This window comes from Dermabacter sp. HFH0086 (assembly GCF_000413375.1).
Classification (GTDB): domain Bacteria; phylum Actinomycetota; class Actinomycetes; order Actinomycetales; family Dermabacteraceae; genus Dermabacter; species Dermabacter hominis.
Map to the genome: position 1 here is coordinate 1802835 of NZ_KE340308.1, position 24919 is coordinate 1827753.

Genomic DNA, 24919 nt, shown 5'->3' on the forward strand with positions numbered 1-24919 from the left:
CCGTGGGTCGGCCGTGAGCGGGGCCAGAGTGTGGGAAAGCCCCCAACTTCGCCCGCGGCTGCGGGGCAAAAGCGGGGGCTTTCCGACGATTGCTGCGCGTGAATCGCGCAACGTTTTACTTGGCGGCTTCGCGCTCAATAACCTCAACGAGAGTGCGCATGCTCATGCCGGTTCCGCCCACATTCGAGTACCCAAATGCTTTCTGGGTGAAGGCAGGCCCGGCAATGTCGACGTGCGCCCACTTGGTCTCGCCGACGAACTCCTTGAGGAAGATGCCCGCGCTGAGGGCGCCACCGGGGCGCTCGCCGATGTTGCTGAGGTCGGCAACACGGCCGTTGAGGCCTTCGCGCAGCTCTTCGGGGAACGGGAGCGGCCACATGGGTTCGCCAACCGCCTTCGATGCTTCCCATACCTCGTCGCGAGCATCGTCGGTGCCCATGACGCCGGCGGTGCGGTTGCCAAGCGCGACGATGGCGGCACCCGTAAGCGTCGCAACGTCGATGAGGAGATCCGGTTCGAGAGCGGCGGCGTCCACGAGGGCGTCTGCCATGACCATGCGGCCCTCGGCGTCGGTGTTGAGTACTTCGACGGTCTTGCCGTTACGCATCGTGACGACGTCGCCGGGGCGCTGCGCTCCGCCACCGGGGAGGTTCTCGGCGAGCGCGAGGAACGTCGTGACGTTGACGTTGAGTTCGAGCGCGGCTGCGGTGACGGTCGCGGCCAGAACGGTTGCGGCACCGCCCATGTCCATCGTCATCTCATCCATGCCGGCGCCGGGCTTGAGGGAAATGCCGCCCGAATCGAACGTGATGCCCTTGCCGACAAAGGCGACGTGGCGCTTGGCGCGCTTGGGTGCGTACGAGAGCTTCACAAGACGTGGTGGGCGAGTCGAACCCTGGCCCACGCCCACGATGCCGCCGTAGCCGCCGTCGGCGAGTGCCTTCTCGTCGAGGACCTCGATCGTCACGGGGAGCTTCTTCGTGAGCTCCTTTGCCCGCTTCGCGAAAGACTCGGGGTACAGAAGATTCGGCGGGGTGTTGACCAGGTCGCGAACGAGGTGAACGCCTTGGGCAATCTTTTCAGCGCGATTCGCCGCGCCTTCGAGGGCCTTGAGTTCCTTCTTATCGGCGACGGCGAGAACGATCTCCTCAACGGGCTTTTGGTCGTCCTTGAGGTCACTCTTGTATTCGCCGTAGGCGTAGGCGCCGAGAGCTGCACCTTCGAGAGCCGCAGCGATGTGTGCCTCGGAGGCGGCCGGGAAGGCAAGGGCGATGCTTGTGTGGCCGGTGAGGGTTCGCGAAGCGGAACCAAAGGCGTAGCGGATGTCTTCGCACGTGACATCTTCAAGTGCCTCGGCGCCGAGGCCAACGCCGACGATTGCGTGAGCGCGGTAGGCAGCGGGGGCCGGGATCGTCGTGAGCGCTCCCTTGGCGCCACTGGCCTTGACGGCAGTGAAGGATTCTTCGAGCGATGAAAGCCCAACCGGGCTTGCCGGTGCATCCTTTGCGCTCTTAAGGAGGGGGACCACGAGGACGTCCGTCGTGATCGAGTCAACGTTGCTGATGCTCAGAGTTATATGTGCCATGTGCTTATCGTAGGGGAGTCACTCGAGTTTGAGGTGGGAGTGGGCAAATGCTGATCGCCCTGTACGTTGTTGCGGCTCTCGTAGCCGTTCTCGGCGCGGTCTATGTCATCAAGGATCTTGCAGCAGACCTGTTGCTCATGGGGGCTTCGCTCGCCCTAGCGCTCGTGTGGCTTATCGGAGCTCTTGCGTGGCTCCTCGCTCCGGTGAGCCCTGGCGATGCCGTGATCTTTTGGGGCTATGTTGCCACCGCAATCGCACTGCCGATCGCGGGCGTGTACATCTCGTTCCTCGAACGTACCAAGTGGGGCTCGTTCGCCATTGCCGCCATCGCGCTCACATGCGTCTTCCTCGCCTACCGGCTACCCCAGATCTGGCCCGCGGGGTTCGCGAAATGACGCCCGCCGGTTCCACGAAGTCGTCGATGACGCAGGAGAATCCACGCGGCTTCCGCATGGCCCTGTTCGTGGTTTACGGCGTGTTTGCCGTATCGGCGACGGCGCGCGCACTCGTGCAGTCGATTCGCGATTTTTCCGAGGCACCGCTCGCCTTTTCCCTCAGCATTGTTGCTGCGCTTACGTACGTCGCGATCGCGGTCTTGCTGATTCGGAAGGCTCCCCACTGGCGAGCGATCCTCATTCTCGTCGGCGTCGAACTCGTCGGCGTTGTCGGCGTGGGCGCTTTGAGTTTCGCCCAGCCCGAATGGTTCCCGAAGGCGACGGTCTGGTCGCACTTCGGCGAGGGGTATGGGTATGTTCCCCTCGTGTTGCCCCTTGTCGCGGGGATCTCGATCATCGTTGCTCGGCGGCGCGAATCTCGCGCGCCCTCGCTACGCTAGACGTGTGGACGACGATCTTTTTTCTCTCAAGCCAGGCGTGGAGGCCCCGAAGACTCTCGCGGACCGCAACGTCGATCACCGTGCGCCGCTAGCAGCCCGTATGCGGCCGCGTTCGCTCGAGGAGATCGTCGGTCAAAAGAACGCTCTTGCCGACGGCTCACCCCTGTTTCGTCTCGTGGGAGAGGACGATTCGCATACGGCCCCGAGCTCAATCATCTTGTGGGGCCCACCCGGAACGGGCAAAACGACGATCGCTTACGCCGTCGCGCGAGAGGGCGATCGCGAGTTCGTCGAGGTTTCAGCCGTGCTTGCGGGAGTCAAAGATATCCGTGCCGTCGTTGATGCGGCGCGCTCGCGCCTGCGCACGACTGGTCGCGAAACGATTCTCTTCGTCGATGAGGTGCATCGGTTTAATAAGTCGCAGCAAGATGCGCTCTTGCCGTCGGTTGAGAACCGGTGGGTGACCCTGATCGCCGCGACGACCGAGAACCCCTATTTTTCAATCATCACCCCGCTGATCTCGCGCTCGATTGTGCTCACCCTCGATTCGCTCGGTGGCGAGGAGATTGATGCACTGCTGACGAGAGCGCTCGCCGAGGAGCGGGGGCTCGGCGGTTCGGTCGAACTTGAGAGTGATGCCCGCGAGGCGCTCGTGCGTCTCAGCGGAGGCGATGCCCGCAAGGCCCTCACAGCGCTCGAGGCTGCTGCTGCTTCAGCACTGAAGACCCCAGAGAAGCGGATCACGGGCGACATCCTCGCCCACGCGATCAACCGTTCGATGTTGACCTACGATCGCGAGGGCGATCAGCACTACGACGTCATCAGCGCGTTCATTAAGTCGATGCGGGGAAGCGATCCGGATGCGGCCCTGCACTATCTGGCCCGCATGATTGAGTCGGGCGAAGACCCGCGGTTCATCGCGCGGCGAATCGTGATCGCAGCGAGTGAGGAGGTCGGCATGGCCGACCCGACCGCGCTTCAAGTTGCCGTGGCCGCAATGCAGGCAGTCCAAATGATTGGGATGCCCGAGGGGCGGATCCCGCTCGCCCAAGCGGTCGTGCACATCGCAACGGCCCCAAAGTCCAATGCGAGTTACGCGGGAATCAATCGAGCGATCGCCGATGTGCGCGAAGGAAAAGGGCGTTCGGTTCCCGCACATCTTCGCGATGGGCATTACAAGGGCGCCGAAAAGCTTGGCCACGGCGTTGGCTACGTGTACGCGCACGACGAGCCGCGGGGAGTGGCACGTCAGCAATACGCCCCCGACGACCTCGTCGGCGTTAACTATTACGAACCAACGGATCGCGGTTTTGAAGCGCGCGTGAAGAGCTCACTTGCGATTTTGCGTTCGCTCACGCGCGGCGCGGGTGGGGTGCAGGGGTCCGACGGTTGACGCGCGGTGAGCGATCCCACAGAGGCTTGTGTCTCCCAAGCCTCTGAAACGCTTGAGGCTCGGCACTCGGCACGGTAAAGTTTTGCGCTGAATCCGCGGCTGCCAAATGGATTCATCGCATCGAAATTGAGGTAACTTACGTGACCAGTGTCACCAAAGCACGTCGTACCGCACGCCTTTCGCGTGCGCTCGGTCTTGCGCTTACCCCGAAGGCCGTCAAGTACTTCGAGAAGCGCCCCTACCCGCCGGGCCAGCACGGTCGTGGTCGCCGTTCGAACTCGGACTACGCGGTTCGTCTGACCGAGAAGCAGCGCCTTCGCGCTCAGTACCAGCTTCGTGAGAAGCAGCTCCACCGCGCCTACTTCGAGGCCAAGAAGCTCCCGGGTCTGACCGGTGAGTCGATGATCGAGCTTCTCGAAACTCGTCTCGACGCCCTTGTTCTTCGCGCGGGCTTCGCTCGCACGATCCTTCAGGCTCGTCAGTTCGTCTCGCACCGCCACATCCTCGTGGACGGCGAGATCGTGAACATCCCCTCGTACCGTGTGAAGCCAGGCCAGACCATCCAGGTCAAGCCGAAGTCGCAGACTCTCGAGGCTTTCGCGGACGCCGCTGAGGGTTCGAACTCCGACGTTCAGGCGTCGGTTCCTTCGTACCTCTCGGTGCAGCTCGAGGAACTCAAGGCTCAGCTCGTTGCTCGCCCGAAGCGCTCCGAGGTCCCCGTGACCTGCGACGTCGCGCTCGTCGTCGAGTACTACGCTCGCTGATTTCTTTATGGAGGAGGCCTCACGGCCTTCACTTCATGCGGCTCCGACCAGTACGAGAACGTACACTTGGTCGGGGCCGCTTTTCGTTAAAGGCCCAGCCCAGTCCACGCCCGTGAGGGCTTAGGGAAGGAAGAACCCATGCAGACAGCCGAGGTTTCACGCCGGTGGCTCGAATTCTTCAAGAACAAGGACCACGAGATTGTCCCGAGCGACTCGCTCGTCTCCTCTGATCCTTCGATCCTTTTCACGGTTGCCGGCATGGTGCCGTTCATTCCCTACATTGTTGGCACCGATACGGCTCCGTGGCCACGTGCGGCGAGCGTCCAAAAGTGCATCCGAACGAACGACATCGACAATGTCGGCAAGACCACGCGTCACGGCACGTTCTTCCAGATGGCCGGCAACTTCAGCTTTGGGGATTACTTCAAGGAAGGCGCGATCGACTTCGCGTGGGAGCTTCTCACGACGAGTGTGGGTGAAGGCGGGTACGGACTGGAGGGCGATCGGCTGTGGATCACCCTGTGGGAGAACGATCAGGAAGCCTACGACCACCTCACGCGCGTGATCGGCATCGATTCTCGCCACATTGTGCGCCTTCCGAAGGAAGAAAACTTCTGGTCGACCGGCCAGCCTGGTCCGGCCGGCCCATGTGCTGAATGGCATTACGATCGTGGCCCCGAGTTCGGCCCCGAGGCCGAAGGAGGCAGCGTCGACCCGGGCGGCGATCGCTACCTCGAGATCTGGAACCTTGTCTTTGACCAGTACATGCGAGGCGAGGGCAGCGGGAAGGATTACCCGCTGATCGGTGAACTCGACCGCAAGGCGATCGATACCGGTCTCGGCGTTGAGCGTCTCGCCTATCTTTTGCAGGGCAAGAACAACATGTATGAGACCGATCAGGTCTTCCCCGTCATCGCGCGCGCGGAGGAGTTGACGGGGCTTCGGTACGGGACGGGCGACGAGCAATCGGATGTGCGCATGCGCGTCGTTGCCGACCACGTTCGCAGCGCCATGATGCTTGCGTCGGATGGCGTGCGCCCAGGTAATGAGGGGCGCGGTTACGTGATGCGCCGACTTATTCGACGCGCGGTGCGCTCGATGCGTCTACTTGGGTTTGATAAGCAGGCGCTGCCGGAGCTGCTGCCAGTCTCGAAGAACGCCATGGTGGCGTCGTATCCCGTTCTCGAGGAGAAGTTCGCGAAGATCGAAGAGGTTCTGTACACGGAAGAGGATGCCTTCCGTCGCACGCTCTCCAACGGCACGCAGATTTTCGAGGGTATGAGCGCGAACCTCAAGAAGAGCGGATCGGATCTGCTCGCGGGGGATGATGCCTTCACGCTCCACGACACGTACGGCTTCCCGATCGACCTCACCCTGGAAATGGCTGCAGAGGCAGGTCTGCGCGTTGATGAGGCTGGCTTCCGGGCAGCGATGCAGGAGCAGCGAGAGCGCGCCCGCGCCGATGCCCAGGCCAAGAAGGCAGGGCATACCGATACAGCACTGTTCAATGACATCGTGAACACCAACGGCCTCACACGCTTCGTGGGGTACACGGACGACACGGTCTCGACGACAGTCGGCTCGATCCTTGTCAACGGCGCCCTCGCAGAAACCGTCAGTGCCCCCGCCGACGTGGAAATCGTCCTTGCAGACACGCCGTTCTATGCAGAGATGGGCGGTCAGCTCGCCGACCAGGGCACGATCAGTCTTGCCGGCGGCGGCATCATCGAGGTTGACGACGTCCAGGCGCCCGTCAAGGGGCTTTCTGTCCACCGTGGTCGCCTCATCGAAGGGGCTGCCCGTACCGGCGAGTCTGCGATCGCACGCATTGACACAGAGCGTCGCGGCGCCATTGCCCGTGCCCATACGGCAACGCACATGGTGCACCAGGCGCTGCGCGAAGAACTTGGCGAAGGCGCGACCCAGGCCGGTTCCGAGAATTCGCCGGGCCGCATGCGCTTTGATTTCCGCTACGGCCAGGCCGTTCCGCAGAGCTCCCTCGCGCAGGTCGAGGGCAAGGTCAACCAGATGCTGCAGCAGAACCTCGAGGTGACAGACGCGCAGATGCCGATCGACGAGGCGAAAGCGCTCGGCGCTCAGGCATTGTTCGGTGAGAAATACGGCGACATCGTGCGCGTCGTGTCGATCGGTGGCGACTGGTCGCGCGAGCTGTGCGGCGGCACGCACGTGCCCGTCACCGGCAGCCTCGGCTCAGTCCAGCTCGTTTCGGAGGCTTCGATCGGTTCGGGCGTCCGTCGCGTTGACGCGCTCGTTGGCGAAAGTGCCTATAAGTTCCATTCGAAAGAGCACGCACTTGTCTCGCAGCTCGCGGAGATTTTGAAAGTGTCTACGGACGACATTCCGGGGCGTGTGCAGGCGCTTACGAAGCGTGTGAAGGAGATGGAGAAAAATCTTCAGCAGATGCGAGGTCAGCAGCTGCAGGCCGAGGCAGGCAAGCTCGTGGAGTCCGCCGCTCCCGTCGGCGGCGTGCGCGTGATCGCCCATGACGCTGGCGAGGGAGTGGCAGCGGGGGACTTGCGTACTCTCGCGACAGATTTGAGGGCGCGCCTTGGAGAATCAGAGCCCAGCGTGGTGGCACTCGCAGGGGAGTCCGATTCTCGCGCAGCGCTCGTTGTCGCCACCAATGCCGCGGCGCGCGAGGCTGGCATCAAGGCCGGGGCGCTCTTGCGCGACGCTGCCGCAGCGATGAACGGTCGAGGGGGCGGCAAGGACGACCTCGCTCAGGGCGGTGGCGGCGAGCCGTCGCTCGTGCCCGTTGCGCTAGAGACGATTACCGCAGCCCTTCGCGCCCGCGTATGATGCCTCGGCGATTTGTGCGGATCGGCGTCGACGTGGGCGATGCCCGCGTCGGTGTCGCCCGCAGTGACGCCGACGGCCTCCTCGCGACGCCAGTCGACACGTTCCCGCGCGAGGAAGCCGCACCAAAGCTCCAGGCTCTCATCGCCGAACTTGGCGCCGAGCGACTGTATGTCGGCAAGCCTCGCTTGCTGAGCGGCGAATGCGGCACGGCAGTTGAGAAAGCTCAAGCGTTCATCGCCGAACTCGCGGAACTCGAACCGATTGAGTCGGAACCCGAGTACGACGTGTACCTTGTAGACGAACGCATGAGCACCGTGAGTGCTCACCGTGCACTGAGCGATTCGGGGCGCCGACATCGCACACACCGACCGGTGATAGACCAGGTCGCTGCAGTCATGATTCTTCAGACTGCTCTTGATTTCGAACGCGCGCGTGGAGCTGCGGCTGGAGAGCCGTGGAGCCACAGCGATCCCCAGTAAGGAGTATTCGTGCCAGATTCTTCCCTTGAGGACCTGCTGGGTTCGTCGGGTCATCATGAGACTCGATCGGGGCGTGGAAAGCGTCGGAGCCCGAAGCCGAGCCTGTTGAAGCGGTTCTTGCCCGCTGTGCTGGTGCTGGTCGTCCTCGGAGCGCTCGTGGGCGGCGGATACTTCGGCTACTCCTGGATTTCCACCAACGTGGATGTGTCAAGCTCAGCGAAAGACTACGAGGGCGAGGGATCCGGCGAGGTCGAGATTGTCGTGAAGGATGGCGACAGTGGCTCGGACATCGCGGCAACTCTCGTCGACGCTGGCGTGATCAAAACGAAGGGCCCGTTCGTCAACGCCTTTGCGGCGAGCCAGGATGCCCCGAACATTACGCCCGGCACCTACAAGCTGCGTAAACAGATGAGCGGAGCATCAGCGCTAAGCCTGCTGCTCGATCCTTCGAGCCGCGTGGGGATTCGCGTGACTATCCCTGAGGGACAGACCACTCGAAAGATGTACGAACGGTTGAGCAAGGCAACGGGCATCCCCGTCAAAGAGTTTGAAAAGGCCGGAGCTGATTATGAGGCACGCGGCGTGCCGAAGAACCCAGCGAAGTCAATCGAAGGGTACCTGTGGCCCGGTACCTACGATTTTCACGAAGACGATTCAGCCGCCGATATTCTCGACACGATGGTCTCCCGTATGACCACGAGGCTCAAGAAGAAGGGGATTCCCGAGGACAAGTGGCACGAGACCCTCACGATTGCCTCGATCGTGGAGAAGGAAGCACGCAATCCCGAGGACTACGGGAAGGTCGTGCGGACGATCGACAATCGTCTTGCCGGCGTTGGCGAGGCGGGCGGTAAGCCCATGAATCTCCAACTGGATTCGACGGTCGCCTATTTCAGCAAGAGCGAAACGATCTCCACGACACCGGAGCAGCGGGCGACTGACTCGCCTTACAACACGTACAAGCACCCTGGGCTTCCCATCGGCCCTATCTCCAATCCCGGCGATGCCACCCTCGATGCCGTGAAGAATCCGCCAGAAGGGCCCTGGCTCTACTGGGTGACCGTCAATACGGATACCGGGGAGACGAAGTTCGCGGCCACTAAGGCAGAGCACGACAAGAATGTGGCGCAGTGGCGCGAATGGGCGAAGAAAAAGTAAGCGGTCATCGACTGAGGTTTGCCGTGATCGGGGATCCGATCGCGCACTCGCGCTCGCCCGAACTGCATGAGGCGGCCTATCGCGCGCTCGGGATCGAGCACGCGAGCTACGAGCGGGTTCACGTGCCACGCGGAGAATTTGCGCGTTTCGCACGCAACATACTCCCGCTCTACGACGGCGTGAGCGTGACGATGCCTCACAAGGCTCATGCACACGAGCTCGCCGTGGCTCACGGTACCCACTCTGAGCTCCAGATCGCGAATACTCTGCTCCCGATCGGCTCGGGCCGCAAGCGACGATACGTCGCCTTCAACACCGACGTCGCGGGAATTCAGGGAGCGCTCGATTCTGCGGGAATCGCGGGGATCGAAAGTGCGACGCTTCTTGGATCAGGTGCGACTGCCCTTTCACTGGCCGTGGCCCTTCATGAGGCAGGGTGCACGCGTTTTACCCTGCTCGCGCGCTCACGCCAGAAACTCACGTCCCTCGAATCACTTCTCAAGAGCCGGGGCGTTCACGTGCGCGTGGGGGACTGGGATCATCCCGCACGAAGCTTCGATACTGACATCGTCGCGAGCGCGCTCGCACTCGAGGGGGCTAAAACAATTGCCAACCGCGTCCTTGCCCACCTGGACGAGGTAGCGCGAGTGCCGTCGGCCTTTTTCGATGCGCTGTACTTCCCGGACCCCACCCCGCTCGCGCGAGTTCGCACGGCTTTCGCCGACCGCATGGATTGCGCGACCGCCCCGGCATTCGCGACCGGCGCCCACATGCTCGCGCATCAGGCCGCCCGGCAAGTCGAACTCATGTGCGGAGTTGAGGCCGCTCCCGCCGAAGGGATGTACGAAGCAGTATTCGGAGTCGGGATCTAGAGTGCTCCGGAGTAGCCAAGCTGACGCCACGCCTCATATACGGCGATCGAAGCGGAATTAGCGAGGTTCAGCGAGCGGCGCCCCTCGAGCATAGGAATACGGACGCACTTCGTGATGCGGGGGTGCTGCAGTACCGACTCGGGAAGACCTGTGTCCTCCCTCCCAAAGAGGAGAACATCGCTTTCGCGGTAGGTGATGTCGTGGAAATGCGCATCTGTATGTCCCGTGAATGCGAATACCCGTGAATCCGGGAGGGCGGCGAGGGCATCGTCGAAGCTCTCGTGAACTGTCATGACCGCGAGATCGTGGTAGTCGAGGCCCGCGCGGCGCAAATGCGCGTCGTCAAAGTTGAAGCCGAGCGGCTTAATAAGGTGAAGCGGCGCCCCCGTCACGGCGGAGAGCCTGATGGCGTTGCCGGTGTTACCGGGGATGAGAGGTTCAAAAAACATGATGTGGGGCATAGGTTCGAGTCTCTCACGTCGCTCATTCTTACCCGAACCTCCGTCGGCGCGTGATTCCGTTCACGAATCCGCAAAAAACGAGCTCTGAATTTCCTCCGACGTGCGCACGGTGGTAATCTCATTGAGTCGCAAACGAAGAAGCGACAAAAACCCGGTCCGGGTGGCGGAATAGGTAGACGCGCTAGCTTGAGGTGCTAGTGCCCGCTTAAGGGCGTGGGGGTTCAAGTCCCCCCTCGGACACCGTGGAGAAACCCTCCGTGCGCAATCGCAGCACGGAGGGTTTTCTGTTGCGTGTAATCACCCCCTGCAGCGCGCGCGTTCGGGAGCTTTGCATCCGCGAACGTTTACCGAAAGTTATTTCTTGTTCAAGCGGAAGTCTTGTTGCCGTTTGTCCGCTCTGCTTTGATTGTGATGGGCGTCTCGCGGGGGCGGAGAGACGAGTTCCAACCATGCGGAGCGGGCATGCGCTAACGCACCTGCGGTGCGAAGGCAAGGCGGGGGCCTTCCTTCTCCACTTACGCTGCGGCATGAATGACGACCGGTTGGAACCGCGGGCGAAGCCGTGCATAGCGATATGAATGGAGCTTCGCCCGCCCCGCCCGCACCACCGCTCAGTTCATGCTTCCAAAGCGCGCCGCGCATCGATTAGAGCGCGCAAGTTCCGTTTTAATCACACTGTTGTGGAAGATGGACCTTAGTCCCACAACTGGCGCGACAGCGTTATGGTAACGTCGTTTCACCCGGCTACGGCCTTACGCCCCGTAACGAGCCGCAGGTCGTGCACTAGTGGTCTGCAAATCGTGCGGCGCGCACACGAGCCTGGTTATCCGGCCCCAACCGGGTCCGGTCCTTTCCCTAGCTAGGAGAAAACAATGAAAGCTATTGTCCGCATGAGCGCAGTCGCTGCGACCGCCGCCCTCACCTTCGGCTTCGGTGCCGCTGCAAACGCGGAAACCGTCGATTGCAACGACCTCACGGCTGAGCAGAAGGCTGACCTCGAATACGCTGCAATGGGCATCATCAGCGTGCCCGCAGACCTCCAGAAGTGCGTTGGTCAGTGGGATACCCCGACCGGCGAAGAGGCCGCTGCTGCTGAGAACGACTACAGCGATGCCGCTGAGAAGGAATACAACAAGAACACTCAGCCTGAGTGGGATACCCCGACCGGTGACGAGGGCGCTGCCGCTGAGAACGACTACCTCGACGCCGCAGAGAAGGAATACAACAAGAACACTCAGCCTGAGTGGGACACTCCGACTCGCGACGAGGCTGCCCAGGCAGAAAACGACTACCTCGACGCCGCTGAGAAGGAATACAACAAGAAGAACGAGATGCCGGAGTGGGACACTCCGACTCGCGACGAGGCTGCTCAGGCAGAAAACGACTACCTCGATGCTGCCGAGAAGGAATACAACCGCCTCAACGAGCAGAACAACGCCGAAATGCCCTCTGGTAACAACGGGGAAGAGAAGGTGACCGACGGGGAAGCGGGCACCTCCGAAGCCTCGGAAGGTGACAACGACGGCGCCTCGGAAGAAGCCGATGGCGCCACGGACAAGCAGGAAGAGAAGGCCGCTGCTTCGAACAGTGGTTCTGGTCTTGCCCGCACCGGTGCTTCGGTGGGCATCCTCGCTGCACTCGGTGCCGCTGCGACCGCAGTTGGCGGTGGCGTGAGCTACCTCCGCAAGCGCGCCTGATCTCTATCGCGGAGTTTCATTCGCTTCTCTTGAAAGGGGCGCCCCTCTCGGGGCGTCCCTTTTCGTTCACTCGCACGCGAGTTGAGTATTGTGACCGGGGTCCGGTTCGTGCCGGAGTATCCGAAGGTGAGGGCAGCGGCCAGCCTTGGCTTCCTTAGATCAAGCGGCGTTAAAAAAGACCGAGGAGCGCGAGCCCAAGGCCTCCGTAGGGAGCGCTCAGAATGATCGGGCCGAATGCGAAACGGGCCTTGGTGCTTCTCGTTCTGACAAGCACCCAGAACGCTGCAAGTGCCCCCGCGCCGCATATCCACGCTAAAGCTCCCAGAAGGACCGGTATGCCGCCGAGTCCCGCGAGTACAACGGTGGCCGGGGTGACTTTCGCATCGCCCATTCCGATACTCCCGGGGGACAGGAGCGCAAAGACAAAAACCAACGCACCAACAACGACGGCGATGGCACATGCACCAAGCACGCGCTTTTCGACCGTGGGAATCATGAGGGCAGTCACCGCTGCCGTACAGGCCACCGCACCGGTGATCGCGAGTGTGAGTTTGTTGGGTAAGCGATGCTCGCGGATGTCGATGTACGACAGGGGAATCGCAAACGTGAGGTGCGTTAAAGCCACGATTGCAAAGAGTGCCGTTGTGTCGGCCGAGTCGAAAATACTGATCACGCTTCTCAGTTCACCACATGACAGCTGGCATCGCCGCCTGGACACCAATTCTGTGGACAACCATTACGGTGCGGTGACACGCATGATGCGTCGGCGCAGCCACACCTTTTTCCCGCCGCCGATGAACTTCTGCGTCCGGGCAAGTTCCCAGCGCCCGTACTCGGCCTCGTCCGTGAGGGCCTCGCGGGCCTGACCAATCGACGTCCCCTTAGGGATCGTGAGCACCTGAAACTCGTAGTCGCGCGCCGAGCGTCCCTTCGCCACCGGAGCCTGAAGCAGGCTGGAGGGGGTGGAGACCTTCCACTGAGGAGGAAGGATCGATGTGCGTGATCGGTCCGGAATGTTTGTCATGAGCGCTCCTTTCCTCGAGCGAGTCTGCCACCTTGCGTGCCGCACAAAAAATTGCCGCCAAATTCCGGGCATTCCGCTACCTTTTGCGGGGGTTTCGCGGTATTTTCGTTGCATGAACACGAAAGATCCTCGCGCCGCACTGACCGCACTGATCGCCGCCCTTGAGCGCCACTTCGATGTCATCGCCGCCACGAATGGCGAGGATGAAGACCAGCTCGACGTTGCCACCGAACGTCTCTCGCTCGCCTTTGAGAATTACGACGACGCACTTTTCGATGCGTACAACGTCGCGACCCCATTCATTATCTTTGACGACGATGAGGACGACTACGACGAGGACGACGATTTCGACGACTTCGACGATCTCGATCTCGACGATGACGACGACTATGACGATGAGGACTGAGCGTCCGGCGGCGATCCCGTAATCGATCACACACTACGCGGTGCCTTCCAGGCGGGGAGGTGCCGCGTAGTGTCGCATTGTGGCAAAATCGCCCGGCGTGCCGCGCATGGATCTGATGCCCACGCAACCTGATAAGGAGTCGTTGAGTTGAGTTTCCTCGATGCGGTGATCCTGGGCATTGTCCAGGCGCTCACCGAATTTCTTCCCGTGTCATCGAGCGCTCACGTGCGCGTCGTTGGTGAACTTCTGAACCCAGGGCAGGATCCCGGGGCGGCATTTACGGCAATCATGCAGCTTGGAACTGAGCTCGCCGTCCTCATCTACTTTTTCAAGGACATCGTCCACATCATCGCGCAGTGGGCGAAGTCGCTCGTAGGTAAGGTTCCGCATTCGGATCCGGATGCCCGCATGGGGTGGTTTGTCATCCTCGGATCGATTCCAATCGGAGTTCTCGGGCTCTTGTTCGAGAAGCAGATCGACCACGCGCTTCGTAATCTGTACATCACGGCAGCGATGCTGATCCTCTTCGCGGTGTTTCTCGCGTATGCAGATGCACGCGGTGCGCAGGAGAAGAATCTGGAGGACTTGAGCCTCAAAGACGCGATCCTCTACGGCCTCGCGCAGGCTCTCGCCCTCATCCCTGGCGTGAGCCGCTCCGGTGGCACGATCACGATGGGCCTCATCCTGGGTTACAGCCGCAAAGCCGCGGCGCGTTACGCATTCCTGCTCGCGATTCCGGCGGTGTTCGCGTCTGGCCTGTACAAGGCGTACAAGGAGGTGCCGGCCCTCTTGAGCCCCGAGGGGCGTGCCGCCGCTATGGCAGCGGGGGAGCCAAGCCTTTCGGCGATCATCGTCGCCACGCTCGTGGCGTTCGTGCTCGGCTATGCGGTGATCGTGTGGTTCATGCGCCTCATCGAGAATCACTCGTACTCGGTGTTTGTGTGGTACCGCCTCATCGCAGGTACGGTTCTTCTTCTCCTGCTCGTGTTCGGGGTGGTGTCCCCGCTCGGGGGCGCGTAAAGCTTCCAGAACCGACGTAAGACGGCGGCGCGCCTAGTGCGTGTCGCCGTCTTCGCGTCTGCGAAGGAATTGCTCGAACTCGGAAGCGATTACATCGCCCGATGCCTCCGGCAGTTCCGTCGCATCCCTCATCTGTTCGAGTTGCTCAACGTACTGCTTGATGTCCTCTTCTTCGTTGGCCATGGCGTCCATACCTCGCTCCCACGCGCGTGCATCCTCCGGAAGCTCGCCGAGGGGAATGTGCAGGTCAAGTTCGCGATCGAGTGCGGTAAGGAGTGCGAGGGTGGCCTTGGGGGCGGGGTTTTGGCCGACGTAGTTCGGGACCTGGACCCACAGGGAAAGGGTTCCGACGCCAGCAGTGTGGGCGGCGTCGTTCAAAATGGCGGGGATACCGATGGGGCCCTCGTAATCGTCGGCGTCGGCAACCCTCGGGGTTTGCGAGCCCCACGTTGTCGATGTTGGCAGCGGCCGCGTGTGCGGGGTGTCGGCGAGCAGGGCCCCCAGTGTCACGAGAAGCGTGCACTGAGCGGATGTCACGTGCGTGAGGATGTCTTCGCAGTAGCCCGTCCAGTTGAAGGAGGGCTCGGGGCCGGTGATGATGAGGATCCGCGTGCCGCGGTGGGGCTTGAGGGGAATGATGTGCGTGTGCGGCCAGGTCACGCGGCGTTGGCCTTCGCTATCCCTGGCCAGGAGTGGGCGGTTGATCTGGAGGTCGACGTAGTGATTAGCGTCGATGGTGTGAGGTGGGCGTTCCTCATCGACGCCGATCGTGTTCATCAGGTGGGTGAGGGCTTCACTACTGCCGGTGCCTGCATCGTTCCAGCCGCCGAAGGCTGCGATGGCTATTGTGCGGTTGACCTCGTCGTGAGCGGGGTTTTCGGGCACGCATTCCTCCTTCAGCTACGCCGTTAGGCGTGTCGTGCAAGTATAGTTCTCGACGCTGCAAGGTCGAAACGAGGCGGGTATGGGAGCTGAGCTGGAACGGACGATGCCAAAGGTCTCCGTCGGGGCCGGAAGTATTCTTTTTGCGGTGTTGCTTGCGGTGATGATTCAGCCGCAGTTCGCCCAGTACTTGCCGGGGGCCTTTGCTATTGGCGCGGCAGCCATCGCAGCAGTGCTCTTTTTGCTCTCGGTTGCTTTGCACGAGCTCGCACACGCGTGTGTCGCGCGTGCCTTCGGGGCTCGGGTGCGTGAAATCGCCCTGACCTTGTTTGGCGGGCACACGACGTATGAGGGACCGCGTCTGAGCCCTTCGCGCTCGATGCTCATCTCACTTTCGGGACCGGCCACGAATGCCATCCTTGCCCTCATCCTGAGCGCCGTCGCTCGGGCCCTGACGCCCGTGCTCCTGAACGCCGATTTGGGAGCACTCGCGATGTGCGTGCTTGCGTGCCATTTTGCCTCGACCCTCAACTGGGCGCTCGCGATCTTCAATGTCCTCCCGGGGCTGCCCATGGATGGCGGGAGGGCTCTGGAAGCGATCCTTCGTGCATGCGGAATGAACTCCGCACGGGCAACGATCATCACGGGGTGGGTAGGCCGTGTGATCGCCGTCGGCGTCGTGGTCGTCCCTCTCGCGCTCTCCGCCGTGCGCGGAGACCTGCCGTCCCCGCTATGGACGGTGTGGAGCATTCTGATCGCGCTATCGCTGTTTCAGGGAGCCTCGCAGGCGATCGCCCACGCGCGCTTTCTCGAGAGCGCCGATATGCTCCACATCGCGCACGTGTCGCAAGAGGTCCGCGTGCTTTCGAACGCGGCAACGGTTGAGCGGGAACGATCCTACCTCGAACGCGGTGGGCTCTACGTCGATCCCGACGGCGTCGTCCTCGCCCCAGCTGCCGCGATCGCTGAGGCGCCTGCGGACTATCCGGTTCACGCGGTGCTCTCACCCGTGGTGAGGGCAACGGTGCTCGATGGGCGTCCCGAGGGGAGCGACCTTCTCGCTGCCATGCAGGCTGATGAGGCGCCCGCCTATCTCGTGCGCAACGACGCAGGTCAATTTGTGAGCGTGATTTTTGCGCAGGATGTAGCCCGCGCGCTCAACGCTCGCGGGTGAGGTGCGCAAAAGCCACGTAGACTCACTGTCATGACTTCGCCGCACGAAACCGACCCCACCGTCACCGCACGCCTCGACCGTACGGGGCCCTTCGTTGTGGGGGACAAGGTCCAGCTCGCCGACCACAAGAATCGCCTCAACACGATCACGCTTAAAGAGGGCGGGGTGCATCATTCCCACCGCGGGTTCCTTCGCCATGACGACCTGATCGGCAAGAGCGATGGCACGGTTGTCGAGAACAGCGCTGGCGTCGCCTTTCAGGCGCTGCGCCCGCTCTACAACGACTACATGATGGCGATGCCTCGCGGCGCGGCGATTATCTACCCGAAGGATTCCGCGCAGATCCTCATGTACGGGGATATTTTCCCGGGGGCACGCGTTCTTGAGGCAGGGGTGGGCTCGGGCGGGCTCACGATTGCGCTTTTGCGGGCGCTTGGGCCCGACGGCTCTTTGCGCTCCATCGAACGCCGCGAAGATTTCGCCGAGGTCGCGAAGGCTAATGTCGAAAGTTTCTTCGGTTCCGTGCCCTCGTGGTGGGACTTGAGCATCGGCGATTTCCAGGACGGCGCGCATGAGCTCGCGCAGCAGGGCGAGCGCGTCGACCGTGTCGTGCTCGATATGCTCGCGCCGTGGGAGTGCGTGGACAGTGCGGCAGAGGTGCTTGAAGACGGCGGCGTGTTTCTCGCGTACGTCGCGACGGTGACGCAGCTGTCTCGTACGGTCGAGGCGCTTAGGGATCACGGCGAGTTCACCGAGCCCTATGCGTGGGAAACGATGATGCGCCCGTGGCATCTCGATGGCCTTGCGGTGCGCCCTGAGCACCGCATGAACGCCCACACAGGGTTCTTGTTGACGTCCCGCCGCACGGCTCGCGGCTGCAAGGCACTGCTTCGCAAGCAGCGCCCGGCCCCTGGTTCGCGGGATGAGGCGGAGCTCAACGGCCCCGCAAACGAGGGCTTCGGTGGCTCGAGTCATGAATGGACGAGCGAGGACTTCCACGAACGCAACGTTGCGCCACGCAAGACGAAGCGGGCACTTCGAGACATTAGGCAGGGGAGGACGCGGTGAAGACCTATCAGGAGCTGAACGAGGAACTGTCGAAGCTTGCTCGCAGTAACGAGCAGCTCGTGAAGTCGCTGTCGAAAGCGCGCGAACAGATCGTGCAGTTGCGAAGTGATCTCGAGTCACTCGCGGATCCGCCGTCGTCTTTCGGCACGTTCGTTGCGAAAGTCGAGGACAACCAGATCGATATCCTCCACAATGGTCGAAAGCTGCGCGTACTCGTTGCCCCCGACATTGACGTCGAAGCGCTTACACAGGGCCAAGAGGTGCGCCTCAATGAGAACCTCATAGCGGTGGAAGCATTGACGCACGAGACGACGGGTTTTGTCGCGACCGCCGTAGAGCAGCTTGAGGATTCTCGTGTGCTCGTTCAGGTTCACGCCGATGAACAGCGTGTCATGAACGTCGTTCCGAAACTTCTGGACAGTCGTATCAATAGGGGCGATCACCTCATGGTCGACCCGAAATCCGCCCTCGTTCTCGAGGTTCTTGAACGCAAGGAAGTTGCGGATCTCATCCTCGAGCACATTCCGGATGTGTCCTACAGCGATATCGGTGGCCTTGGCGACCAGATTGACGCGATCCGCGACGCCATCGAGATGCCGTTTCTGCACCAGGAGCTCTTTCATGAGTATGGTCTTCGCCCGCCAAAGGGCGTGCTCCTGTATGGCCCGCCCGGATGCGGAAAGACGATGATCGCCAAGGCTGTTGCGCACGAACTCGCTCTCAAAGCGGCACGTCAACGCGGCCAGGATCCGAGTGAGGTTGTTAACCGCTCGTGGTTCCTGAATGTCAAGGGACCGGAAATTCTCAACAAGTATGTGGGCGAGACGGAACGCTCCATTCGGCTCGTGTTCGAGCGCGCCCGTGAGAAGGCGAGCTCGGGCAATCCGGTCGTCGTGTTCTTCGACGAGATGGACTCGCTTTTCCGCACGCGCGGGTCGGGGGTGAGCTCGGATGTCGAGTCAACGGTTGTGCCTCAGCTTCTTGCCGAGATCGACGGTGTGGAAAGTCTCGAGAACGTCATCGTCATCGGGGCCTCAAACCGCGAGGACATGATCGATCCGGCGATCGTTCGGCCCGGGCGACTCGACGTCAAGATCCGCATCGAACGCCCTGGCCCCAAGGCGGGCGCGGAAATCCTGCGGCTCTACCTCACGCATGACGTCCCGCTTGCCGAAGAACTCGGCGTTCTCGTGGATTTCGCTATCGAGCGTATTTACGCGCGTGACGACGATATGGCCTATGTCGACCTCGAGTATGCGGATGGGACAACCGAGGTGCTGTATTTTTCGGAGTTCATGTCCGGTGCGATGCTTCGCAACATTGTGGATCGCGCGAAGAAGCTCGCGATTAAGGCGGAGCTTTCCGACGGTGAGCGGGGGATTTCTCGCGCTCACCTTCTCGAAGCAATCCACACTGAGTTCAAGGAAAATGAGGATCTCCCCTCGACAGCAAACCCTGATGATTGGGCTCGAGTTTCGGGTCGTCGCGGCCAGCGTATTACCCGCATGACGCCGCGCCGCGCGGCGAGCAGCGAGGAGGTCGCGGCACCATGAGCTCGGTCATTCCGTCCCTGACAACTCGGCGCCCAATGGGCATTGAAACGGAATTCGGCATCGTTCACACGTCTGATTCCGAGCGTGAACGTTCCGGGGCGAACGCGTCAATTCGCCTCTCGCACTATGCCGTCGCAGCTTATGCCCTGCTCGAGGACTCACCGAAGCGCCGTGTTCGCTGGGACTACGGCGACGAAACCCCTTTGCGTGACGCGCGTGGGTTTGAAGTTCAGCGCGCTGCCGCACACCCTACTCAGCTCACCCATGAAGCGCACGATGCGCACGTCCCAAGTGTCGACGCGGATTTCGAGATCACGGTCGGTGACGATATTCCGCTCGACCTCGACGATGCCGCGACCCTGCATTTTGCGGAACGCCGTGCGATCGGAAACGCGGTACTGACCAACGGTGCTCGACTCTACGTCGATCACGCCCATCCCGAATACTCTTCGCCAGAGGTCATGACCGCCCGCGAAGCGGTCGTGTGGGATAAGGCGGGGGAGCGTATCGCTCGGCTCGCCATGGCTCGCATCGAGGAGGCCGACGGTATCCCGGCCCTCGCGCTGTTCAAGAACAACACCGATGGCAAGGGCCAAAGCTACGGGACGCACGAGAACTATCTCGTGGACCGGGGTGTCCCTTTTGAGCGCCTTTGCGAAATTCTGATCCCCTTTTTCGCGACGCGCCAGATTCTCGTGGGGGCGGGACGCGTCGGGATCGGCACCCGCGGTGAGATCGACGGCTTTCAGATCAGCTCACGCGCCGACTTTTTCGAAAACGAGGTGGGGCTCGAGACGACACTCAATCGGCCTATCGTTAACTCTCGCGACGAGTCCCATGCGGATTCCTCGCGATTTCGCCGGCTGCACGTCATTATTGGCGATGCGAACCTCTTCGAGACCTCAACGTTCCTCAAGCTCGCGATGACTTCCCTCGTTTTGAGCCTTGCGGAACGGGAACACGCGACAGGAAAGTCGCTCCTTCCGGACATTCAGCTCGTCGATCCTGTCAGCGCCGTCCACGAGATTTCGCATGATCTGGGCTTCGCGAAAACCTATGCCACCACGGATGGTAGGCAAGCGTCGGCCTTGGATATTCAACGCGCCTACTTGAGCGCCGTGAAGAATTCGCTCGAGGGAGACGAGGCCGATGCAGAGACCCTCGAGGCGATCGCGCTGTGGACCGAGCTTCTGGAGGTGCTCGAGCGTAATCCACTGGACGCCGCGGATCGCATCGAATGGGTGGGCAAGTACGCCCTCGTTAAGGCGTTTCGGGAGCGGCACGGACTGGAGTGGTCCGACCCTCGGCTCGCGGCGCTCGATCTCCAGTTCACGGATGTCCGCGAGGATAAATCCATCTACGAGAAGCTTGCGAAGGCGGGGCGCGTGCGCCGGCTCGTGCGCGATGACGAGATCTCGCACGCGGTGACACACGCTCCCGAATCGACCAGAGCGTACATACGGGGCGGCCTTGTCACGCACCACCGCGACGATCTTGACTCGGCAGGGTGGGACGTCGTTACGGTGCGACATGAGGGTGCGGCCATGCGCGTGCGTCTCGCTGATCCAACGGTCGCGTCGAAACAGTGGTGCGAGGCCCACGGGGTCGATCCAAGCGGGGCGATTGAGACTCTCCTTGAAAGTTTTCGGAAGGCCGCTGATGAGATGCGGTGATGGCGCGCCCCGCCGCGGGGCGCATGTAGCGTGGACACGAATGAAGAGAAAGGACGTCGCAGCATGACACAGTCGCAGATTCACGGTTCCGGTGGCGGCGATGAGAATGACGAGCCGCTTATCGACCAGAACTCCGGCCAGATTCAAGCGTCGATCGCCTCAAGCGACGATCTCCTCGACGAGATCGACCTTGTGCTCGAATCCAACGCGGAGAGTTTCGTGAAGTCCTTCGTGCAAAAGGGCGGTCAGTGACCAACCTTGGCGACCCCCTCACCTCGCTTTCGGCGCATTTGAAGGCGGAGGGCCTTCTGGCCCCCGAGCTTTCAGGCGTAAGCAACGCTCATGTGACTGTTGCCGAGGCGACGACGATCATTGCCGTCCGCCATACGGGTGGGAAGGCCGTCACGCTCGCCGCTGATCGACGTGCGAGCGCCGGCCACCGGATCGTCAAGGACGACATGATGAAATTGTTCCTTGCCGATTCTCACTCGGCCATCGGTATCGCGGGCACCGCCGGACTCGGCATTGAGTTCGCGCGCTTGTTCGCCCTCGAACTCGAGCACGTCGAGAAAATCGAAGGGCACGCGCTTAGTCACGAAGGCAAGGTTCGAAGGCTGAGTATTCTCGTGCGCGCGCACCTCCAGCTTGCTCTGCAGGGCCTCGCCGCCGTCCCGCTGCTCGCTGGCTTCGATGAGCGCCTGGGCTTGGTGCGTGTGCACACCTTCGATGCAACCGGAGGATCCTACGAGGAGGAGGAGACGGCGGCCATCGGCTCGGGCAGCGACATCGCGCGGGCGGTTCTCGATGCACGGCGAAACATTCTCGACTGCGACCGCGAAGAAGCCCATTGCCTTACCCTTCAGGCACTCGCCTCCGCCTCCCGTCGAGACTCGGCAACATCGGGCCTTCGCGGCGAGTCACTTCCCGTTCTTGTCGACGTCGATGCTGAAGGCGCGCGCTTCGTGGATGCGGATCGGATCCTTGAGCTCGCTAAGGAGCTTTCATGAGCATGCCGTTTTACGTCGATCCCGAACAGCTGACGAAGGATCGGGCCGACTTCTCTCGTCGCGGAGTGTCGCGTGGTCTGCCGGTTATCGCCGCGAGCAGCGCCGATGGCATTGTCATCATCGCCCTCAATTCATCGACGTCTCTCATGAAAATTGGCGAGGTACACGACCACATCGCCTTTGCCGGCGCAGGAAAGTTCCACGAGTACGAGGCGCTCAGGCTCGCGGCCGTGCGGTGGGCCGATACTCGCGCCTACCAGTATTCCCGCCGTGATGTTTCGGCTTCCTCCCTCGCCAACGCTCTCGCCCACGCCATTGGCGAGGCGTTCGTCTCCGCACCAAAACCGCTGGAGATTGCGCTCTTGCTGCCGGAAGTCGGGCAGGCGCCAGAGTTGGATCGTATTTTCTCTTTGAGTTTCGATGGATCTTTGAGCGATCACGGCACATTCGCCGCGATCGGCGGTGTTCCCGATGGGCTCGCACAACGCGCCTTCGACAGCGCTCTTTATGAGCGCGAAGCCGAGGCCGTGATCGATTTTTGCGTACGCGAGCTTGCGCGAACCCACGCCGATGACAGCATTCATGCCGAGATTGCCCTGCTTCGACGTGGAGTTGAGTTGCGTTCGTTTGAGAGGCACACTCCTGTCAGTATGGCCAGGGTGGAAAGGTCGCATCTATGAAACGGCGCGTAGGCGGATTAGAGACAGAATTTGGGCTTCTCGCGGTAACCGCCGATGGGCGGCAAGCCCTCGAACCTGAAGCCGCCGCGAGGGAACTGTTCCGGCCGGTTGTCGCGTGGGGGCGTTCCTCGAACGTGTTTCTGACGAACGCGGGCAGGCTCTATCTCGACGTCGGCTCCCATCCCGAGTATGCGACCGCGGAATGCGATGACCCGTGGGACATTGTCGCCCAGGAGCGCGCGGGCGAGCGGGAGCTTCACGCCCTCGTCCACGAGGCCAACGCGCGATTGAAATCCGATGGCCGCGACGCACGCATTCATCTGTTTAAAAACAATGCTGATTCTCAGGGCAATTCCTTCGGAAGCCACGAGAACTACCTCGTGGAGCGCAAAGGCGAATTCACACGCCTGCCAGCATTGCTGCTGCCATTCCTCATTACGCGGCAAATCGTCACGGGGGCCGGGGGAGTTCTCGAAGGCGAGGGCGGGCCGGTTTTCGGCTTCTCGCTGCGGGCCGACCACATGTGGGAGACGGTTTCGTCCGCGACGACCCGTGCACGCCCGATCATTAACACGCGCGATGAACCCCACGGCGATCCATCGCGCTACAGGAGACTGCACGTCATTTCTGGAGACTCGACCATGAGTGAAGTCTCCACCTGGCTGAGGTTCGCGATGACGTTCGCCGTGTTGCGATTTATTGAAGACGGGCACGCTTTTGCAGACTTCGAGCTCGCAGACCCGATCAGCGATATTCGCCGAATTGCGCGAGACCTCACGGCGAGCGAACCACTCCAGCTGAAGAACGGCGGCGTAAGCACGGCGCTTTCGATTCAGCGCGCCTATTTCTCCGCTCTCGAACGCACATACGATGACCTCGACCCTCGAATGATGGACACGTGGGACCGAGGGTTGCGAGCGCTCGAAACGGGCAATTTCTCGCTCGTCAATCGCGAACTTGACTGGGCGATTAAGCACGAGCTGTTTACGACGGTGGCGGATCGGCGTGGGCTCGCGCTCAACGCGCCCGAGATTCAGCGCCTCGAACTGGCCTATCACGATATTGATCCTGATCGAGGCGTGTTCTATGCACTCGAGCGCCGCGGACTTGCGACGAGCGTCCTGAGCGACGAGCGAATTGAGGCCGCCCGTCGAGTGGGTCCGGCTACGACTCGCGCGCACTTGCGTTCAAGAGTCTTGACGCTCGCACGGGAAAAGGGGATCGACGTTGCGGTGGATTGGACAACCGTGCGACCGAACACACCCGGCGCTCTTCCCATCACACTGCTCGATCCGTTTGAGGTCGAAAACCCGGAAATCGACCGCTTGCTCGATAGTCTTGACGAGTATTCATCGGCACCCGCCGAGCTGAAAGGACTCCAGTGATCAACCGTCGCTCGCTGCTCGCTGCAGCTGCTTCCACTTCCGCCCTTGTCACCCTTGGGGCGTGCGCGAAAAAATCGTCACCTACGGCGAAGGGCGCTGCTCAAGCATCGGACTCGGGCGCATCCACGGCCTCGGATGGCGGCGGTAGTGCGGCCGACGAAGCCAATGTTCTTGACCGCGTGAAGGTCACAAGTGCGTTTGGTGAGGATCCGACTGTCGATTTCGACGCCCCGCTGAAGTTTTCTAACTTCCACTCAACCGTGGTGAGCAAGGGCGACGGCCCTGCAATCGCCGAGGGCGATTTCATCGTGACCCGTTCCGCCTACTTTGATCCGGAAAGCGCGGAAGTGCTTGCTTCGCAGTGGAAGGAGGGGACGTTCTCTCCTTTCAAGGTGGATAAGCAATCCGTGGGCCAAACGGCGACCGAATTCTTTACGGGGTTGACCTCCCATTCGCGCTTTCTCATGGCCGGCGTGGCCGGGACCCAAAAACAAAAGGTGCTCCAGGTCGGGGACGTCGTCGGCGTTGCATTGAAGCGAGCTGAGGGCGACGCACAGAAGCTTCCCGCGGAGGTTCCCGGTTTCGCCCTCGGTGAGGACGGCGCTCCAAATCTCACCGCCAAACCGAACGGTACCGCTCCCACTAAGCAGGTTGTCGCCCCCGCGATCAAAGGCCACGGACCGGCCGCGAAGAAGGGCGACACGCTCATCATGCACTACCGCGGTTGGGACTGGGCAACCGGAGAAGAGTTCGACTCGTCGTGGGGGCGTGGCACCCCGTTCTCGTTCAAGCTAGGCGACGGCCAGGTCATTAAGGGCTGGGATGAGGGGCTCGAGGGTGCAACGCAAGGTAGCCAGATTGCTCTGATTCTTCCGCCGGCGTCGGCCTACGGGGAAGCCGGCGAAGGCAATCAGAACCATCTCGCCGGCAAGACCCTGCTCTTTGTCGCCGATGTTCTGTACGTGGCCTCGCCCGAGGCCTAA

At 61.8% G+C, this 24919-nt stretch carries 25 protein-coding genes and 1 tRNA gene; 21 read left to right on the forward strand and 5 right to left on the reverse strand.

Going from position 1 to position 24919, the window contains the following annotated elements; all coding sequences use genetic code 11:
• Nucleotides 1–115: 115 nt before the first annotated feature.
• Nucleotides 116–1585: a leucyl aminopeptidase gene (locus HMPREF1484_RS07940; protein ID WP_016664523.1), complete on the reverse strand. Its 1470-nt coding sequence runs from the start codon at nt 1583–1585 to the stop codon at nt 116–118.
• A 47-nt stretch (nt 1586–1632) separates the two neighbouring features.
• On the opposite strand from HMPREF1484_RS07940, the gene HMPREF1484_RS07945 reads away from it, so the two are divergent.
• The 8 genes from HMPREF1484_RS07945 (at nt 1633) to HMPREF1484_RS07980 (ending at nt 9906) form a co-directional block, all read left to right on the forward strand.
• Entirely contained in the window at nt 1633–1980 is a 348-nt protein-coding gene (locus HMPREF1484_RS07945) for a hypothetical protein (RefSeq protein ID WP_016664524.1), read from the forward strand.
• Complete coding sequence (locus HMPREF1484_RS07950) at nt 1977–2420, forward strand: hypothetical protein (protein ID WP_016664525.1); 444 nt, start codon at nt 1977–1979, stop codon at nt 2418–2420. Before HMPREF1484_RS07945 ends, HMPREF1484_RS07950 begins: the two co-directional genes overlap by 4 nt.
• Nucleotides 2421–2424: 4 nt before the next feature.
• Nucleotides 2425–3813, forward strand: coding sequence for a replication-associated recombination protein A (locus HMPREF1484_RS07955; protein WP_016664526.1), 1389 nt, complete (start codon nt 2425–2427; stop codon nt 3811–3813).
• 140 nt (nt 3814–3953) lie between these two features.
• Entirely contained in the window at nt 3954–4577 is a 624-nt protein-coding gene (gene rpsD, locus HMPREF1484_RS07960; protein WP_016664527.1) for a 30S ribosomal protein S4, read from the forward strand.
• Nucleotides 4578–4715: 138 nt separating this feature from the next.
• On the forward strand, nt 4716–7397 hold the full coding sequence (gene alaS, locus HMPREF1484_RS07965; protein WP_016664528.1) for an alanine--tRNA ligase: 2682 nt from the start codon (nt 4716–4718) through the stop codon (nt 7395–7397).
• The gene (gene ruvX / locus HMPREF1484_RS07970; protein ID WP_232049697.1) at nt 7397–7876 is read left to right on the forward strand and encodes a Holliday junction resolvase RuvX; all 480 of its coding nucleotides are present in this window, start codon (nt 7397–7399) and stop codon (nt 7874–7876) included. The genes alaS and ruvX overlap by 1 nt, the downstream gene beginning before the upstream one ends.
• A 9-nt stretch (nt 7877–7885) precedes the next feature.
• Nucleotides 7886–9034, forward strand: a complete 1149-nt coding sequence (gene mltG / locus HMPREF1484_RS07975; RefSeq protein ID WP_016664530.1) for an endolytic transglycosylase MltG — start codon at nt 7886–7888, stop codon at nt 9032–9034.
• A gap of 23 nt (nt 9035–9057) precedes the next feature.
• Nucleotides 9058–9906, forward strand: a complete 849-nt coding sequence (locus HMPREF1484_RS07980; RefSeq protein WP_016664531.1) for a shikimate dehydrogenase — start codon at nt 9058–9060, stop codon at nt 9904–9906.
• Here the strand turns inward: HMPREF1484_RS07980 and HMPREF1484_RS07985 are convergent.
• Entirely contained in the window at nt 9903–10367 is a 465-nt protein-coding gene (locus HMPREF1484_RS07985) for a tRNA (cytidine(34)-2'-O)-methyltransferase (protein WP_016664532.1), read from the reverse strand. The two genes, HMPREF1484_RS07980 and HMPREF1484_RS07985, sit on opposite strands and share 4 nt — an antisense overlap.
• 154 nt (nt 10368–10521) lie before the next feature.
• Between HMPREF1484_RS07985 and HMPREF1484_RS07990 the strand changes: the two genes are divergently transcribed.
• Together HMPREF1484_RS07990 and HMPREF1484_RS07995 are read left to right on the forward strand one after the other, a co-directional pair.
• A tRNA-Leu gene (locus tag HMPREF1484_RS07990) sits at nt 10522–10607 on the forward strand.
• Nucleotides 10608–11239: 632 nt separating this feature from the next.
• Nucleotides 11240–12064 carry a hypothetical protein gene (locus HMPREF1484_RS07995; RefSeq protein ID WP_016664533.1) on the forward strand — a complete coding sequence of 275 codons (825 nt, stop codon included), beginning with the start codon at nt 11240–11242 and terminating at the stop codon, nt 12062–12064.
• Between the two features lie 169 nt (nt 12065–12233).
• Here the strand turns inward: HMPREF1484_RS07995 and HMPREF1484_RS10985 are convergent, their stop codons facing one another.
• On the reverse strand, nt 12234–12737 hold the full coding sequence (locus HMPREF1484_RS10985; RefSeq protein ID WP_016664534.1) for a prepilin peptidase: 504 nt from the start codon (nt 12735–12737) through the stop codon (nt 12234–12236).
• A gap of 63 nt (nt 12738–12800) precedes the next feature.
• Entirely contained in the window at nt 12801–13088 is a 288-nt protein-coding gene (locus HMPREF1484_RS08005) for a DUF5703 family protein (protein ID WP_016664535.1), read from the reverse strand.
• A 112-nt stretch (nt 13089–13200) separates the two neighbouring features.
• Here HMPREF1484_RS08005 and HMPREF1484_RS08010 point away from each other — a divergent pair, with 112 nt between their 5' ends.
• On the forward strand, nt 13201–13494 hold the full coding sequence (locus HMPREF1484_RS08010) for a hypothetical protein (RefSeq protein WP_016664536.1): 294 nt from the start codon (nt 13201–13203) through the stop codon (nt 13492–13494).
• 147 nt (nt 13495–13641) lie between these two features.
• Nucleotides 13642–14514, forward strand: a complete 873-nt coding sequence (locus HMPREF1484_RS08015) for an undecaprenyl-diphosphate phosphatase (protein ID WP_016664537.1) — start codon at nt 13642–13644, stop codon at nt 14512–14514.
• 33 nt (nt 14515–14547) lie between these two features.
• Here HMPREF1484_RS08015 and HMPREF1484_RS08020 read toward each other — a convergent pair whose 3' ends face one another.
• Nucleotides 14548–15399: a PAC2 family protein gene (locus tag HMPREF1484_RS08020; protein ID WP_016664538.1), complete on the reverse strand. Its 852-nt coding sequence runs from the start codon at nt 15397–15399 to the stop codon at nt 14548–14550.
• A 79-nt stretch (nt 15400–15478) separates the two neighbouring features.
• Between HMPREF1484_RS08020 and HMPREF1484_RS08025 the strand changes: the two genes are divergently transcribed.
• The 9 genes from HMPREF1484_RS08025 (at nt 15479) to HMPREF1484_RS08065 (ending at nt 24919) form a co-directional block, all read left to right on the forward strand.
• Nucleotides 15479–16570, forward strand: a complete 1092-nt coding sequence (locus HMPREF1484_RS08025; protein ID WP_016664539.1) for a site-2 protease family protein — start codon at nt 15479–15481, stop codon at nt 16568–16570.
• Between the two features lie 30 nt (nt 16571–16600).
• On the forward strand, nt 16601–17638 hold the full coding sequence (locus HMPREF1484_RS08030; protein ID WP_016664540.1) for a tRNA (adenine-N1)-methyltransferase: 1038 nt from the start codon (nt 16601–16603) through the stop codon (nt 17636–17638).
• The gene (arc, locus tag HMPREF1484_RS08035) at nt 17635–19191 is read left to right on the forward strand and encodes a proteasome ATPase (protein WP_016664541.1); all 1557 of its coding nucleotides are present in this window, start codon (nt 17635–17637) and stop codon (nt 19189–19191) included. The genes HMPREF1484_RS08030 and arc overlap by 4 nt, the downstream gene beginning before the upstream one ends.
• A complete protein-coding gene (gene dop, locus HMPREF1484_RS08040) occupies nt 19188–20864 on the forward strand; it encodes a depupylase/deamidase Dop (protein WP_016664542.1) in 1677 nt (558 codons plus the stop codon). The genes arc and dop overlap by 4 nt, the downstream gene beginning before the upstream one ends.
• Before the next feature lie 63 nt (nt 20865–20927).
• Nucleotides 20928–21116, forward strand: a complete 189-nt coding sequence (locus tag HMPREF1484_RS08045) for a ubiquitin-like protein Pup (protein WP_016664543.1) — start codon at nt 20928–20930, stop codon at nt 21114–21116.
• Nucleotides 21113–21871, forward strand: a complete 759-nt coding sequence (gene prcB / locus HMPREF1484_RS08050; RefSeq protein WP_016664544.1) for a proteasome subunit beta — start codon at nt 21113–21115, stop codon at nt 21869–21871. Before HMPREF1484_RS08045 ends, prcB begins: the two co-directional genes overlap by 4 nt.
• A complete protein-coding gene (gene prcA / locus HMPREF1484_RS08055; protein WP_016664545.1) occupies nt 21868–22551 on the forward strand; it encodes a proteasome subunit alpha in 684 nt (227 codons plus the stop codon). The genes prcB and prcA overlap by 4 nt, the downstream gene beginning before the upstream one ends.
• The gene (pafA, locus tag HMPREF1484_RS08060) at nt 22548–23936 is read left to right on the forward strand and encodes a Pup--protein ligase (protein WP_016664546.1); all 1389 of its coding nucleotides are present in this window, start codon (nt 22548–22550) and stop codon (nt 23934–23936) included. Before prcA ends, pafA begins: the two co-directional genes overlap by 4 nt.
• The gene (locus HMPREF1484_RS08065; protein ID WP_016664547.1) at nt 23933–24919 is read left to right on the forward strand and encodes an FKBP-type peptidyl-prolyl cis-trans isomerase; all 987 of its coding nucleotides are present in this window, start codon (nt 23933–23935) and stop codon (nt 24917–24919) included. The genes pafA and HMPREF1484_RS08065 overlap by 4 nt, the downstream gene beginning before the upstream one ends.